This is a genomic window from Streptomyces sp. NPDC059201 (assembly GCF_042754585.1).
Taxonomy (GTDB): Bacteria; Actinomycetota; Actinomycetes; order Streptomycetales; family Streptomycetaceae; genus Streptomyces.
Genome location: NZ_JBHZBB010000004.1, coordinates 373,244 through 388,434, shown reverse-complemented (window position 1 = coordinate 388,434; position 15,191 = coordinate 373,244). Strand labels below are relative to the sequence as shown.

Sequence of the window (15,191 nt, the reverse complement as noted above, 5' to 3'; positions counted from 1 at the left end):
ATGGACACCGAGAGCAACACCAGCACCGGGCACGTCTCGCGCAAGGCCGTGCTGCGGGCGGCGCTCGCGGCCGGGATGGCCGCGCCCGTCGTCCTCATGGGCGTCCCGGCGCTCGCCCGGACGCTGAGCGACAGCGGCACCGCCCTCGACCTCACCCCCACCTGTGACGACGGCGACGACCCGACCCCGCCGCAGATGGAGGGGCCCTACTTCAAGCCCAACTCCCCGCTGCGGAGCAGCCTTCCGGACGGGCCGGGCATGCGGCTGACCGTCAGCGGGTACGTGTTCGGGCGGGCCTGCCGGCCGATATCCGGGGTCCTGCTGGACTTCTGGCAGGCCGACGTCAACGGCGCGTACGACAACACCGGGTTCAAATTCCGCGGGCACCAGTTCACCGGCGCCGACGGCGCGTTCAAACTCACCACCATCGTGCCCGGCCTCTACCCGGGCCGCACCCGCCACATCCACGTCAAGGTGCAGGCGCCCGGCCGGCCGGTGCTCACGACCCAGCTGTACTTCCCGAACGAGCCCCGGAACAACACCGATTCGCTCTTCGACCCGCGGCTCCTGATGACCGTCAGGGACGGCGGCGGGGGCCGCGAGGCGGCCTTCGACTTCGTGCTCGACGTGAAGCAGGACCCGGGCCCGTCGCCGACCGCCACGCCGACGACCGCCCCGCCCGGCGGCACCTGGACCGCCGGACGGGCGTACGTCGCCGGGGACCGGGTCACGTACGGCGGCCTGGGCTATGTGTGCCTCCAGGCGCACACCGCCCAGGGCGGGTGGGAGCCGCCGAACGTGCCCGCTCTCTGGCGCGTGGGGTAAGGGCTAGGCCGAGGGGGCGATCCGGCCCCGGACCTCGCCCAGGCCGACCCGGGTGCCGTCCGGGCCGGGGGCCCACGCGGTGAGGACGACCTCGTCGCCGTCCTCCAGGAACGTCCGCTTGCCACCGGCCAGTTCGATCGCGTCCCGCCCGTTCCAGGTCAGCTCCAGGAGCGAGCCGCGCTGGTCCACCTCGGGGCCGGAGACCGTACCGGAGCCGTACAGGTCGCCGGTGCGCAGCGAGGCGCCGTTCACCGTCATGTGGGCGAGCTGCTGCGCGGCCGTCCAGTACATGGTGGAGAACGGCGGCTCGGCCACCGTCTCCCCGTTGATCTCCACCGTGATCCGCACGTCGAAGCCGCCCGGCTCCTCCTCCGCCGCGTCGTCCAGGTACGGCAGGAGGGGGAAGTCCCGGGCCGGCGGCGCGGTACGGGCCGCGTCCAGGGCCTCCAGGGGCGTGACCCACGCCGAGACCGAGGTCTGGAAGGACTTGCCGAGGAACGGGCCCAGCGGCACGTACTCCCACGCCTGGATGTCGCGCGCCGACCAGTCGTTCAGCAGCGTCAGGCCGAAGACGTGGTCGCGGAAGGAGGCGAGCGGCACCGGGCTGCCCAGCTCGGAGGGGGTGCCGACGAGGAAGCCGACCTCCGCCTCGATGTCGAGCTTCACCGACGGGCCGAAGACCGGCGCCGCGTCGGCGGGCGTCTTCCGCTGGCCCGAGGGGCGCGTCACGTCGGTGCCGGAGACGACGACCGTGCCCGCGCGCCCGTGGTAACCGATGGGCAGGTGCTTCCAGTTGGGCGTCAGCGGCTCGCCGTCCGGGCGGAAGATGTGGCCCACGTTGGTGGCGTGGTGCTCGCTGGCGTAGAAGTCCACGTAGTCCGCGACCTCGTACGGCAGGTGCAGCGTCACCGCGTCCAGCGGGTGCAGCAGCGGCTCGATCTCCGGGCGGTGCGCGGGGACCGTCAGCCAGGCCGTGAGCGCGCGGCGGACGTCCCGCCAGGTGGTCCGGCCGGCGGCGAGCAGCGGGTTGAGGCTCGGCTGGTCGAGCAGGGAGGCGTACGGGGAGCCCAGCGCGTGCGCCGCGGCCCCCGCGTCCAGTACGTACGCGCCGATCCGGACGCCGAGCCGGCGGCGCGGCTCGTCGCTCGTGGAGAAGACGCCGTACGGGAGGTTGTGCGGGCCGAAGGGGTCGCCTTCGGCCAGGTCGAGCGGGCTGTGCTCGGGCATCGGTGCGTGCCTCGCTTTCGATGAGGGGTGAGGGACACGTTACGGGTCGGGCGGCCGGGCGAGGATGACATGGATCACAGAGAAACCGGGGGCTCCGTGGGCAACTGCCCTGGTTTGCCGGGCTTGTTCCTCCGGAGGGGACAGTTCCCCGCCCGAGCTGCTTAAACACGCCTGTCGCAGGGCCTGTTCCGGCCATACGATCAAGCCGGTGTCGCCCCCGCGTGAAGATCCCGCGGGCGCGCGCCCCTCTCCACTCTTCCCTGACCAGGAAAAGGTCCATACGTGAAGATTCGCCGCATTCTCGCGACCGCCGTGGCGGCCGCCGTCACGACGCCGGTCGTGTTCCTCTCCGCCGGCACGGCCGTCGCGGACACCCCGAAGCCGACGCAGAAGCAGACGGCCGGGACGGCCGAGCACGACGAGGACGGCCCGTCGATCGAGGAGCTGGAGGCGGCCGTCAAGGACGCCCAGGCGAAGGTCGACAAGCTCAAGGGCGAGCTGGCGGAGCTCCAGAAGGCCATCGACGAGAACAAGGTCGACGAGGCCCTGGCCGCCGAACTCACCGCCGCCACCACGGCCGTCGAGACCGCGCAGACCGCCCTGACGACCGCCGAGGCGGACCTGGCGACCGCCCAGGACAACCTCGACAAGCTGCCCGCCGAGGCCACCGAGGAGGAGCTGGCGGAGGCCGAGGCCGCCGTCACGACCGCCGAGGAGGCCGTCGCCACGGCCACCGACGCCAAGACCGTCGCCGACGCGCGCCTCACGGACGCCCGGCAGGCGATCGTCGACGCGGCCGAAGAGCGCTCCCAGGAGCGGGAGCGGCTCAGCGAGGACATCGAGGACGCCGAGGAGGAGCTCCAGACCGCCAAGGACGACCTGGAGTACTGGAAGAACGTCATGGAGGGGTGCAACGAGGACGACGCCCTCGGCCTCTCGCTGACCGGTCCCGAGGAGATCGCGGCGGGCGGCAGCGGGATCTTCTCGCTGACCCTCACCAACCTCTCGGGCCGGGACCTGGACGACGTCCAGGGCATGCCCGGCGTCGCGCTCTTCGAGGGCCTGGGCGAGGACGGGCAGCCGTCGGACCCCGAGGACTCGGAGATCAAGGACAACGTCACGCTGGAGTGGTCCTCCGCGGACGTCCTGGAGTGGACGAAGGTCTCCGACGACTTCGCCGCCGTCGAGTTCGGCGCGATCGACAAGGGTGACAAGTCCGAGGTCAAGCTGCGCGTGACCGTCGACGGCGACGCCCACGAGACCGCGGGTGTGGTCAACGTCGACGCGATGTACTGGAACAAGGACGGTTCCTGCGGCATCAGCGACAAGGTCGTCGACGCCTGGTTCGACGTCACCGGCACCGACAAGGGCGAGCCGACGCCGTCGGAGAAGCCGACCTCCGGCACCCAGACCCCGACCCCGGAGCCGTCCCCGTCGACCTCCACCCCCGCCCCGGCGGCCACGTCGTCGAGCAACGCCTCCGCGCAGGGCGGTTCCTCGCGGACCGCGGTCAGCGGTGAGCTCGCCGCGACCGGCTCCAACGACGCCATGCCGCGGCTCGCGGCGGCGGCCGCCGCGGCCGTCCTGCTCGGCGCGGGCGCGCTGTTCCTCGCCCGCCGCCGCAAGGCCAACGCCTAGGCACCACGGCACCACGGTTGACCTGAGCAGCACCGTCAGCCTCGGCACCACCGTTCACCGCGATCCCCCGTACGGCCCAGGGCTCAGCCCGCCGTGCGGGGGATCCGCTTCTCCCAGGTGCGGTGGAAGACGACCTCGCCGCCCGCCTTGCACACCACCTCGTCGGAGGTACGGAAGGCGTCGGCGTCGCAGGTGATCTCCGAGCGGGTGTCGATCGTGACGTCCCAGGCGAGTTCCGGCCGGTGGAGCCGGATGTGCCACTCCGAGCGGGTGCGGGCGGACAGCGGGTCGTCCTCGGCGATCGTGTACGTCTCCACGGCGTCCTCCGTGAACTCCAGGCCGTCCGGGTACACGCGCGTGCCGCCGTATTTCGGATCCACCTGGAGGGTCCACTCGCCCTTGGCGACGTCCCGGAGCACGAGCCGTTCGGGGCGGGTCTCCTCCAGGCTCTCCGGCGACGACACGCCGAGCGGCGGGGACTGCTCGGGTTCCTCGAAGGAGACAGCGTCCTCCGTGTGGGCGCGGACCGGAAGGGTGAGGGAGGAGCCCACCGGGTCGAGCGTGAAGCCGGCGGCGTCGGGCTGCGGCCAGATCCACGGCCAGTACGCGGAGGAGATCGCGAGCCGGACCCGGTGGCCCGGCGGGAAGGTGTGCCCGATGCCGTTCAGTTCGAAGACGTAGTCCTCCCATTCGCCCGGCTGGGCGTCGACGGCCCGGTCGCGCCCGTAGCGGGCCGAGATGTTGAGGGCGCCGCGGGTGACCAGGGTGGAGGAGCCGTCCGGGCCGATGTCGCAGAGCCGGGCGACGATCTGCCCGGTGGGCGCCGGGGTCATGACACTGAGCTTGACGGAGGGCCGCCCGAGGATCTCGATCGGGGCGCCATCCAGCGGCACCGGGAAGTCGAAGCAGGCCGAGTGGGCGTCCTCGTCGCGCTGGTCGGGCGGCAGGTCGGCGTCGTTGCCGAAGGGGAAGAAGCGGCCCGCGTCGATGCCGGTCTGCTGCGGCGAGTCGACGACGGCGTGCTCGCCCTGGAAGGCGTACGTCACCGGGGTGACGTGCGGGGACGGCCAGGACGGGTCGGCGACCCAGCGGCCCGGCAGCTCCGCGTAGACGGTGGCCGGCGGGTGCGACTCGCTGATCCAGGAGCGGAGCAGCGGCTCGGCCATCACGTCGTTGTCCGCGCCCTTGAGGTGGTGGTCCCACCAGCGCAGCGTCTCCTGGAGGAAGCCGATGGCGGGCCCGGGCGGCAGACCGCGGTCGGGGTACTGGTGGGACCAGGGGCCGATGAGGCCGCGCACGCGGTCCTGGGGGAGGTGTTCGACCAGACGGAGGACGGTGTCGCGGTACGGGTCGTGCCAGCCGCCGACGGCGAGCACGGCCGCCTGGATCGCCGGGTAGTCCTCGCAGACGCTGCCGTGCTTCCAGTAGTCGTCCCGGGTCTGGTGGGAGAGCCAGGTGTGGACGAAGGGTTCGACGGCCTCCAGGCGGCGCAGCCACAGCTCCTTCCACTCCTCGCCCGCGTACCGCGGGTCCGGCGGGCGGCAGACGAAGGCGAGCATGGTGGCCGCCCAGGCGTGCATGTCGACGCCGAGGACGGAGCCGCCCATGTAGTGGACGTCGTTGTCGTAGCGGTCGTCGGTGGAGCAGACCGTGACGATGGCCTTGAGCGGTTCGGGGGCGAGGGCGGCGATCTGGAGGCTGTTGAAGCCGCCCCAGGAGATGCCGAACATGCCGACCTTGCCCGTGCACCACTCCTGCTGGGCGATCCAGTGCACGACGGCGACGCCGTCGGCGAGCTCGGTGGCGTCGTACTCGTCGCCGGGCAGGCCCTCGCTGTTGCCGTGGCCGCGCACGTCCACCCGTACGGAGGCGTAGCCGTGGCCCGCGTACCAGGGGTGGCGCTGCCAGTCGCGGGGCGCGGTCCAGTCGGTGAGCCGGTAGGGGAGGTACTCCAGGAGGGCGGGGACGGGCTCGTCGGTGAGCGGCCGCCACACGCGCGCGTACAGGAGGGTTCCGTCCGGCATCGGGATGCGGACGTCCTCGTGCCGGGTCTCGTACGGATAGTCGGTGCGGATGCGCATGGCAGTACCTCGGGGGATGGCAGTACCTCAGCGGATGGCGGTACCTCAGTGGACGGGGTGCATGGTGCGGCGCAGCCAGGGCGCCAGGGCGATGACGGCGAGGCCGACGACGACCGCGATGGCGCCGTTGACGCCGAAGTAGGCGGGCTTGGACACGTCGTCGTAGAGCTTCACGGTCTGCGCCTGGATGCCGTTGGCCAGGGCGAGGGAGAGGAACCAGAGCGACATCGTCTGGCTGGAGAACGCCTTCGGCGCGAGCTTGCTGGTGGCGGACATGCCGGAGGTCTCCAGGAGCACGTCGCCGAGGCCGAGGAGCAGGTAGGAGCCCACGATCCACCAGGCGGCCATCTGGTACGTGTCGTCGGCGTGCCCCGAGGTCGGCAGGACCATCAGGAGGAACGACAGGCCGCCCAGGATCACGCCGAAGGCGATCTTGTTGGAGGCGTGCGGCTGCTTGTGGCCCATCCGGGCCCAGACGGCGGCCACCACGGGCGCCAGGGCCACCTCGAAGGCGCCGAGGGCGGAGGCGTACCAGCTCGCAGGGAAGTCGAAGCCGAGGATGGTCGTGCGGGCGTTGGTGGAGGCCAGCAGGATCATCGTCGAGTACGCCTGGAAGAGGATGAAGTTGAAGGCGACCGAGGCCAGGAAGAGCACGACGTACGGCTTGAGCCGGCCGCGTTCCTCCGCCGTGACCCGGGGGCTGGTGAACATCACCCAGAAGTAGACGACCGGGGCGATCACCGAGATCACCGTCAGCACGTCCACGAACCGGGCCATGGTCAGCCAGCCCGCGGCCGCCAGGGCGATGCCGGCGGCGGCCACGACGACCGCGCCGACGATCATCAGCCGCACCGCGTGCCGCATGGCGTCGGGCGCCAGCGGGAACTCGGCGGAGTGCTTCTTCCCGGCGAGGTGGCGGCGGCCGACGACGTACTGGATCAGGCCGAAGGTCATGCCGATGGCGGCGGCCGAGAAGCCCCAGTGGTAGCCCTTGTGGTCGGCGAGCCAGCCGGTGATCAGCGGTCCGGCGAAGGCGCCGATGTTGATCGCCATGTAGTAGAGGGCGAAACCGGCGTCGCGCCGGTCGTCGTCGGTGGCGTAGAGCTTGCCGACCATGGTGGCCACGTTCGGCTTGAGCAGGCCGGTACCGGCGCTGATCAGGCCGAGGCCGACCCAGGTCATGGCGGCGGTGGGCACCGCCATGGAGTAGTGGCCGCAGGCGATGAGGATGCCGCCCCACAGGACGGCCCGGTACGAGCCCAGGATCCGGTCGGCGAGCCAGCCGCCCGCCACCGAGACCAGGTACACGAGCGTGCCGTAGGCCGCGGAGACGGAGGCGGCGGTGCCCGACGCCATGCCGAGCCCGCCGTCCGACACGGCGGCGGCGAAGTACAGGACGAGGATCGCCTGCATGCCGAGGAACGAGAACCGCTCCCAGACCTCCAGACCGGACAGGGCGAGCAGTCCGCGCGGGTGACCCAGGAAGGCGCGGTCGTCCTCGGGGGGCGGCAGCTCCCCGTTCGGGTCCTTGTCGATCGCTGTTCGAGACAATTGACGCACTCCATGTCGTATCAGCTGATCACGAACATACCGGGGGTGACGGGAAGGCGCCCACGGTGATCGAAACGTGACCGGATACGCTGGCTTGAGTGAATCCCAGCGACACATCGACAATCCGTGTGACCACGAACACCGTGTGATCACCACCGAAACCATGTGATGGTCGCCATGTGATCGTCAGCAGGCGTCAGCAGACAGGAGACCCCCTCGTGACCGTCGTCGGGCCGTTCGGTCTTAGCGTGCGGGACCAGGCTCTTGAGGCCGATGTCCAGACCGGGTTGGCGGCCGTCGAGGCCGGCCTCCTCGACGCCACCAAGAGCGATGTCCCCTTCATCACCGAGGCCGCGCAGCACCTGGTGCTCGCCGGCGGCAAGCGGTTCCGCCCGCTGCTCGTGATGCTCGCCGCCCAGTTCGGCGACCCGTACGCGCCCGGCGTGGTGCCCTCGGCCGTGGTCGTCGAGCTCACCCATCTGGCGACGCTCTACCACGACGACGTCATGGACGAGGCGGCCGTGCGCCGGGGCGTGCCCAGCGCCAACAGCCGCTGGGGCAACTCGCTCGCCGTCCTCACGGGTGACTTCCTCTTCGCCCGCGCCTCGCACACCCTTGCGGACCTCGGCCCGGAGGCCGTACGGATCCAGGCCGAGGCGTTCGAGCGCCTCGTCACCGGCCAGATCCTGGAGACCGCGGGCCCCGTGGACGGCCGCGACCCGGTCGACCACTACCTCGACGTCCTCGGCGGCAAGACCGGCTCCCTCGTCGCCGTCTCCTGCCGCTTCGGCGCCATGATGTCCGGCGCCGACGAGTCCGTCGTCGCCGTCCTCACCCAGTACGGCGAGCGGCTCGGCGTCGCCTTCCAGCTCGCCGACGACGTCCTCGACATCGCCTCCGAGGGCCACGAGTCCGGCAAGACCCCCGGCACCGACCTCCGCGAGGGCGTCCCCACCCTCCCGGTCCTCCGCCTCCGGGCCGCCGCGGCCGCCCACGGCCGCGCCGAGGACCTGGAGCTCGTCGCCCTGATCGACGGCGACCTCACCGACGACACGCGGCACACCGAGGTACTCCGCCGGCTCCGCGTCCACCCCGCCCTGGAGCAGGCCCGCCGGGACACCGTGCGGTACGCGGAGGAGGCCAGGGCCATGCTGGAGCCGCTGCCCGACGGCTACGCCAAGTCGGCCCTCCAGGAGCTGTGCGACGCGGTGGTGCATCGCGCGGGCTGACGGCCCCCTAGGGTCTGTCATCCCGGAGGGGTACGCGAGGTTGAGCCCCCAGGCTGACGATTGTCCGGCCCCGCCCTGGTGAGATGGAGACATCGAGAAGCAGTCCAGCAGTCCGCCAGGGCACGGAGGGATCACAGACCATGGCAGCAAAGCGAAAGACGAGTCGGTACGTCGTCCCGGTCGCGGTGGCCGGAGTCGCCGCCGCGACGATCGGACTCGTCCCGGCGCTCGCCGCGTCCGGTGACCCGGACCTGCCGGAGATCACGGCCCAGCAGCTCATCGAGAAGATCGCGTCCTCGGACACGCAGACCCTGTCCGGCACCTTCAAGGTCTCCACGGACCTCGGCCTGCCGGCCCTGGACGGGCTGCTCGGCGGGATCGCGGGCGGCCTGGGCGGCGCGCCGGAGGGCTCCGGCGAGGGCTCCGGCTCCGCCGACCCGTCCGCGCAGCTCAGCAAGCTCGTCTCCGGTACGCACACCCTGCGGATCGCGGCCGACGGCCCCGAGCGGCAGAAGCTGACGCTGCTCGACGGCAAGGAGCAGTACAGCCTGATCCACAACGGCGACGAGGTGTGGGCGTACGACTCCCGGTCGAACGAGGTCTTCCACGAGAAGGGCGTCGAGGACGGCGGCCCGGCCCCGGAGGAGGAGCTCCCGGCCAGCCCCAAGGAGCTCGCGGACGAGGTCCTGAAGGCCGCCGGTGACACGACGTCCATCACGGTCGGCGGCACCGCGAAGGTGGCCGGCCGGGACGCGTACCGCCTGGTCATCGAGCCGAAGCAGCAGGGTTCGACGGTCGACGCGATCACGATCGCGGTGGACGCGGCGAACGGCACGCCGCTGAAGTTCACCCTGGACTCCACCAGCGGCGGCAAGCCGGTCCTCGACGCGGGCTTCACCAAGGTCGACTTCGGCAAGCCTGCGGCCTCGGAGTTCGACTTCACCGTCCCGAAGGGCGCGAAGGTCACGGAGGGCGACGAGGTCGAGAAGGCGGCGCCGAAGGACCTGGAGAAGGAGTTCGGCGGTCTCGCGGACCTCGGTGGCTTCGGCGAGGGCGACGTCAACGTGATCGGGGAGGGCTGGACGACCATCGCCGCCTTCGACACCGGCGCGGCGGCCCCGAAGACGGAGGAGGCGCCGAAGGAGTTCCAGGGCTTCCTGGACTCGCTCGGCGACAAGGTGAGCGGGAAGTTCGGCTCCGGCACGGTCTTCAAGACGAAGATCGTCAACGCGCTGATGACGGACGACGGCAAGGTCTACGTCGGCGCGGTGACCCCGCAGGCGCTGGTGGACGCGGCGAACGCGGCGAAGTAGCACGAGTAGTAGTCATGTTGGGAGCCCGGGTGGGCCGGGAGAAGGACACCGGCCCACCCGGGTGGCTTTCGGGCTTACGGGCTTACGGGAAGGTCAGCTTGAAGCCGTTGATGTAGCCGGCGTCGGCGGACGCGGTGTCCTGGGCGCGCAGCTTCCAGACGCCGTTGGCGACCTCGGAGGAGGCGTTCACGGTGAAGGTCTGCTGGATGTTGTCGGCGCTGCTGCCGGTCCGGTTGTGCAGGTTGTAGACCGTGCCGTCGGGGGCGACGAGGTCGACGACGAGGTCACCGCGCCAGGGGTGGACGATGTCCACGCCGACGGCGAGGGCGGCCGGGGCGTTGCCAGTGACGCCGGAGACGGTCACGGAGGAGGTCACCGCGGCGCCGTTGTCCGGGATGGTCACGTCGGCGGTGTTCTCGAAGACGGTCCCGGTGGGCGGGGTGGAGCCGCCGGACAGGGTCCAGATCGCGTGGGCGACGGCGTCGCTGTTGCGGTCGAGGGCCGTGTCGTTGATGTTCGAGGTGGTGTCGCAGGAGGAGTGGTAGCAGCGGTCGAAGGCCGTGGCCGTACCGCCCCACTTGCTCACCTGGGCGCTGGTCTTGACCCGGCTGGCGCCGGTGAACAGGCCGCCGACGGGTATGCCGACGTTTTTGAAGGAGGCGTGGTCGGAGCGGCCGTCGCCCTCGGTCTCGATCTCGGTGGGGACCCCGATGCCGGAGAAGTAGTTCTTGAAGGTCTGCTCGATGGTGGGGTCGTCGTCGTAGACGAAGTAACCCGGGTTCGGCGAGCCGATCATGTCGAAGTTGAGGTAGCCCTTGAGCTTCGAACGCTCGGCGGTGGCGAGGTTGTTCACGTAGTACTTGGAGCCGACGAGGCCCAGTTCCTCCGCGCCCCACCAGCCGAAGCGCAGGTGCTTGGTGGGCTGGTAGTTGGCGCGGGCGACGGCGAGCGCGGCCTCCAGGACGGCGGCGGAGCCGGAGCCGTTGTCGTTGATGCCGGGGCCCGAGCTGACCGAGTCGAGGTGCGAGCCGGCCATGATGACCTGGTTGGGGTCGCCGCCGGGCCAGTCGGCTATCAGGTTGTAGCCGGTGGCGCCGTTGGACGTGAACTGCTGGACGGACGTGGTGAATCCGACCGCGTCCAGCTTGGCCTTCACGAAGTCGATGGACGCCTTGTAGCCGGTCCGGCCGTGCGCGCGGTTGCCGCCGTTGGCGGTGGCGATGGCCTGGAGGTCGGTGAGGTGCTGCTTGACGTTGGCGAGCGGGATGTCCGGCGCGGCGGTGGCGCCGGTGGGCGCGGCGGTCGCGGGCGCGGCCCCGGCGAGGGCGCCGAGGACGAGGGCCGAGGAACCGGCCAGGGCGGACAGTCTCACGGAGAGCTTCATGTGGGGGCTCCGGATTCCGAACGGGGATGGGACGGAACGTGCGAGCGCCTCGCGCCGTGGGTGACGCGAGGCGTTGGAGCTGTGCGAGTGCGTGCGAGTGCGTGCTGAATGGTGGGTGAAGATCTGAGGTCGCGTCAAGACGCATTCAGGACGGTGGAGTTCGCTCAGCGGACACGTGGGGCTGCCCCTATGGTGGGAGTGCTTGTGTCGGTGTGCGGTCAATTTCGGAGGGAGCGGGTGATGACGATCGGAAAACGCGCCCGGGGCGGTCTGGTGGTCCTCGCGGGGATGGCACTGCTCGGCGCGGCAGTGACGGGCTGCGGAGGCGCGAAGGCGGAGGCGGACACACTGCCGAACCCGCCGAAAGCGGTGACGGTGGTGGAGACCCCGAAGGCACGAACGCTCCACCTGGCGACGCGATCCGCAGACGATCCCTCGGCCGCGTTGTACGCCCACTTCCCCGGCACCCTCGTCGTCACGGAGGAAGGCTGCGTAGCCGTGAAGTCCACCAGGCGCGCGGACGCGACCCCCGTCGTCTGGGCCCACGGCTGGTCGGTCCGAGAGGAGTCCGGCAAGGCGGCGGTCTACACCCCCGAGGGCCGACTCTTCGCCCGAGAGGGCGACAAGGTGGGCCTGGGCGGCGGCACGGGCACCCACGCGGACGCTCCCGCCCCCTGCGCCGCGGACACGGTCTTCATGGCGAACGGGGAGCAGGCGATCCCGCGCTAGGCGCGGGCGGGCCTCCGGGCCTCCGTCCTGTGTGGCGGTTCCGGGTGTCGGGTAGGGCCCTGGCTGGGGGAGGGGTTTCGTATGGAACGGGGTTGGGGCTGGCGGGTGTTGGGCGGGGTGGCCGTGTTGTGGCTGCTCGCGGGGGCGGGTGTGGTCTGGGTGTTGTTCGGGGCGCGGTTGGGCGCGGTGAGCGGTATCGCGGGGCCTACCGGGACCTTCGTGGTCTCGGGCTGCTTCGAGGGGCTGGACTCGGAGGACACCCACTGCCGGGGTACGTACGTCCCCACATCGGCTTCCGCCCCCGCTCGGCACGTACTGCTTCGCTCCGCCGCCGACGATCATCAGCCCGGCACCCGCCTCGACGTCCGGCTCGTCGGCGGTGACGTCTTCGAACCGTCACCGCTCACCGCCGCCGAGTACGTGGTCTTCGCCGGCTGGACCGCCGCCACGTTCGGCCTGCCGGGGCACTGGATGTTCGCGTCCGCCCGGCGGGGTCGGTTCCGCGATGGCGAGGGCTACTTCTTCGTCTGGCTCGCGAGCCTGGTCGGCGCCGTCGCCCTCGGCCTCCTCGCGCTCCCGGTGGCGTGGCTCCTGGTGACCATCCGGGGGTAGGCAGCCCGCATGAACCGTGTCTATGACGACGAACGTCTCGCCGGCGCGTACGAGTTCGGCAACGAGATGCCCGAGGAGTCGCTGCGCGCGTGGGTCGCGCTGATCGCTGCCCATGGGCGCGGACGGCCGTCCCGGCCTCTGTGCATATTGGAGATCGGATCCGGGACGGGGGTCTTCTCCGCTGCGATGGCCCGCTGGATTGAGGGCAGCGAGGTCGTGGCCGTGGACGCGTCCGAGGCGATGCTCGCCGAGGCCCGTCGGCATCACCCGCACCCCGCCGTGCGGTACCTGGCGGGCGAGGCGGAGGCCGTCCCCGCCGCTGCGGACGCCTTCGACCTGGTGCTGATGTCCCGCGTGATCCACCACCTCCCCGACCGCGCGCGTGCGGCCCGCGAACTGGTCCGCGTCCTGCGCGTCGGAGGGCGCGCGCTCATCCGCACCACCTTCCGCGAACGCCTCGACGCGGTCGTCTACGACTACTGGCCGGAGCTCCGCCCGATAGACGAGCAGCGCTTCCCGGGGGAGGCCGAAGTCGTCGCCGACCTCGTCTCCGCCGGGCTCACCCTGGAGGAAGTCACCTCCTTCGCCCAGCCGGTCGCGCCGAACCTCGCGGAGTACGCCGCCCGGCTGGCCGCCCGCCCCCAGTCGAAGTTCACCCACCTCACGGAGGAGCAGTTCCGCCGGGGCCTGGCCCGCCTGGAGGCGGCGGCCAGGAACGAGACCCGCCCGGTCCTGGAGCGCTACGACGTGGCCGTGTTCTCGCGCCGGTGAGGGCCACCGGGCCGCGTCGGGCAGCCGCGTCTGCGGCCAGGGCCTCGCATTCCCGGAGGAGGAGTTCCGCCGGGGCCTGGCCCGCCTGGAGGCGGTGGCCAGGAGCGAGACCCGGCCGGTCCTGGAGTGCTACGACGTGGCCGTGTTCTCCCGCCGGTGAGGGCCGCCGGGCCGCGTCACGCGGCTGCGGCTGCGTCTCCGGCCAGGGCCGAGTTCCGGCGGGGCCTGGTCCGCCTGGAGGCGGCGGCGGTCAGGAACGAGGGACGGGCATCGCCTCAGGCGGCCGCGTCTCCGGCCACGGACTCGCACTCTCGGCAGCGGCCCGGTTCCGGTGCGCGGAAGGCTCGTTCGCAGTCGTCGCAGTTCTGGAACGGGGTCTGGGGCGCGACGGACGGGCCCGCGGGGAGTGGGGGTGGGAGGAGTGCCGCGAGGCGGTGGGCTAGGAGGCCCGCCGGGTGCGCGAGGTCGTGGGGCAGGGCCGCGCAGAGAGTGCGGCGCACCGCGTCGGGGTGCGCGCCGCGCTCCAGCCACGCCGTCACCCCGGGGGCCAACCGCCGCACGTCCTGCTCGGACAGCAGCAGCAGGGGCTCGATCGCGCGCAGACCCGTCAGGAGCGCGGCGCCCGGCAGGTGCACGTCCGCCAGCTTCGGCGGCTCGGCCGCCCGCGGGGCCTTCCGCGCGAAGGCTCGCGGGGGCGCCGGCTCCTCGTCCGTGGAGGGCGGCGGAGTCTTCCGTACGGGATCGGGTTCAGCCCCCGGCCGGTTGTACGAGACCGTACGCGGCAGGAACCGCCCGTCCGGCATCCGCTCGCGCGTCCGTGCGAGGAACCCGTGCGCCTCCAGCTCCCGCATCGCCGCGGCGATCCTCAGCTCGCTCTCCTGGTGTTCCGCCGCGAGCGCCTTGATCCCGACGTGCGCACCGGCGGGCAGCGACTGGATGTACACGGCGATCCCGATCGCGGTGAAGGAGAGCTTCGCGTGCTGGGCGAGGTCGTTGCTGACGACGACGTACCGCGTGGTGAGCCGGACATTGCGATGAACGAGCCCGGAGGCGCGCAGGGGCGCGTTAGGGTGCTTCGAAGCCATCGGGAAGTTGTTGCCTTCCTCGGTGGTCAGGCCCTCGGCCGGGACTGCAATCCCGGCCGGGGGCCGACGCGTTTCTGGGGTTGTGGCGTGAGCATATGCCAGGCAACCCGCCCCAAATCCAGCCCAGTTCACGTAAGTCACCCGAGTGAGTGACGGGCCTCTGGCGGGGAGGCTGGAGGGGTTGGGTAGGTACTTTCCCCGTCTTTTGTCTTTACGTCGCGCCCCACCGCGTCGCGGACGCCCACGACGCGGTGGAGGGTGACGCGGAGGGGAGGGAAGAGGCCCGTCAAGGCAGCGGGATCTCGGCCCAGACGGTCTTCTGCGGAGCCGGCCCGGGCCGCACCCCCCACCCCCGCGACAACGCCTCGACGATCAACAGCCCGCGACCGCCCTCGCCGCTTCCGTCGTGACCCCCGGTGACCGGTACGCGGTCACCCCGCGTGTCCGTCACCTCGATCCGGAGGGCCGCCCCCGTGGCGATCACGCGCAGCCGAAAGTCCCGCCCCGGCACATGCCCGTGCGTCACGGCATTGCTCGCCAGCTCGGCCACGACCTGCTCCGCCGCGCCGATCGAGTCCTCCAGCCCCCAGGCGCGTACCTGCTCGACAGCGAGCAACCGCGCCAGCCGGGCCCCTCTGGGCGTCGAGGAGAGCTGGAGGGTGAAGTGGCGTGCAGTCGCCATGAGTTGGCTGGTTTCCGGGTTCATGTGACCCAGCGTGGCGCCTTCCGCCTACGCTGCGGCCCGA

13 protein-coding genes are annotated in these 15,191 nt (G+C 71.6%); 7 read left to right on the top strand and 6 right to left on the bottom strand.

The window, feature by feature from the left end:
* A complete protein-coding gene (locus ACFXMG_RS16205; RefSeq protein ID WP_383827154.1) occupies positions 1–825 on the top strand; it encodes a carbohydrate-binding protein in 825 nt (274 codons plus the stop codon).
* Positions 826–828: 3 nt separating this feature from the next.
* Here ACFXMG_RS16205 and fahA read toward each other — a convergent pair whose 3' ends face one another.
* On the bottom strand, positions 829–2,052 hold the full coding sequence (gene fahA / locus ACFXMG_RS16200) for a fumarylacetoacetase (RefSeq protein WP_383827156.1): 1,224 nt from the start codon (positions 2,050–2,052) through the stop codon (positions 829–831).
* Positions 2,053–2,334: 282 nt separating this feature from the next.
* Between fahA and ACFXMG_RS16195 the strand changes: the two genes are divergently transcribed.
* Positions 2,335–3,690, top strand: a complete 1,356-nt coding sequence (locus ACFXMG_RS16195; RefSeq protein ID WP_383827159.1) for an LAETG motif-containing sortase-dependent surface protein — start codon at positions 2,335–2,337, stop codon at positions 3,688–3,690.
* Between the two features lie 83 nt (positions 3,691–3,773).
* Here the strand turns inward: ACFXMG_RS16195 and ACFXMG_RS16190 are convergent, their stop codons facing one another.
* Both ACFXMG_RS16190 and ACFXMG_RS16185 read right to left on the bottom strand, forming a co-directional pair.
* On the bottom strand, positions 3,774–5,771 hold the full coding sequence (locus ACFXMG_RS16190) for a CocE/NonD family hydrolase (RefSeq protein WP_383827162.1): 1,998 nt from the start codon (positions 5,769–5,771) through the stop codon (positions 3,774–3,776).
* 45 nt (positions 5,772–5,816) lie between these two features.
* The gene (locus ACFXMG_RS16185) at positions 5,817–7,322 is read right to left on the bottom strand and encodes a peptide MFS transporter (RefSeq protein ID WP_383827165.1); all 1,506 of its coding nucleotides are present in this window, start codon (positions 7,320–7,322) and stop codon (positions 5,817–5,819) included.
* A gap of 218 nt (positions 7,323–7,540) precedes the next feature.
* On the opposite strand from ACFXMG_RS16185, the gene ACFXMG_RS16180 reads away from it, so the two are divergent.
* Both ACFXMG_RS16180 and ACFXMG_RS16175 read left to right on the top strand, forming a co-directional pair.
* Complete coding sequence (locus tag ACFXMG_RS16180) at positions 7,541–8,551, top strand: polyprenyl synthetase family protein (RefSeq protein ID WP_383827167.1); 1,011 nt, start codon at positions 7,541–7,543, stop codon at positions 8,549–8,551.
* 140 nt (positions 8,552–8,691) lie between these two features.
* Positions 8,692–9,864 carry an outer membrane lipoprotein carrier protein LolA gene (locus ACFXMG_RS16175; RefSeq protein WP_383827170.1) on the top strand — a complete coding sequence of 391 codons (1,173 nt, stop codon included), beginning with the start codon at positions 8,692–8,694 and terminating at the stop codon, positions 9,862–9,864.
* Between the two features lie 82 nt (positions 9,865–9,946).
* Here ACFXMG_RS16175 and ACFXMG_RS16170 read toward each other — a convergent pair whose 3' ends face one another.
* On the bottom strand, positions 9,947–11,248 hold the full coding sequence (locus tag ACFXMG_RS16170; protein WP_383827172.1) for a M28 family metallopeptidase: 1,302 nt from the start codon (positions 11,246–11,248) through the stop codon (positions 9,947–9,949).
* A 240-nt stretch (positions 11,249–11,488) separates the two neighbouring features.
* Between ACFXMG_RS16170 and ACFXMG_RS16165 the strand changes: the two genes are divergently transcribed.
* The 3 genes from ACFXMG_RS16165 to ACFXMG_RS16155 all read left to right on the top strand — a co-directional run bounded on the left by ACFXMG_RS16165 (position 11,489) and on the right by ACFXMG_RS16155 (position 13,360).
* Positions 11,489–11,977, top strand: coding sequence for a hypothetical protein (locus ACFXMG_RS16165; RefSeq protein ID WP_383827175.1), 489 nt, complete (start codon positions 11,489–11,491; stop codon positions 11,975–11,977).
* 81 nt (positions 11,978–12,058) lie between these two features.
* Complete coding sequence (locus tag ACFXMG_RS16160) at positions 12,059–12,589, top strand: hypothetical protein (protein WP_383827178.1); 531 nt, start codon at positions 12,059–12,061, stop codon at positions 12,587–12,589.
* Positions 12,590–12,598: 9 nt separating this feature from the next.
* A complete protein-coding gene (locus tag ACFXMG_RS16155; RefSeq protein ID WP_383827181.1) occupies positions 12,599–13,360 on the top strand; it encodes a class I SAM-dependent methyltransferase in 762 nt (253 codons plus the stop codon).
* A gap of 275 nt (positions 13,361–13,635) precedes the next feature.
* Here ACFXMG_RS16155 and ACFXMG_RS16150 read toward each other — a convergent pair whose 3' ends face one another.
* Positions 13,636–14,445: a helix-turn-helix domain-containing protein gene (locus ACFXMG_RS16150; RefSeq protein WP_383827184.1), complete on the bottom strand. Its 810-nt coding sequence runs from the start codon at positions 14,443–14,445 to the stop codon at positions 13,636–13,638.
* A 286-nt stretch (positions 14,446–14,731) separates the two neighbouring features.
* Positions 14,732–15,127, bottom strand: a complete 396-nt coding sequence (locus ACFXMG_RS16145; protein ID WP_383827186.1) for an ATP-binding protein — start codon at positions 15,125–15,127, stop codon at positions 14,732–14,734.
* Positions 15,128–15,191: the final 64 nt, after the last annotated feature.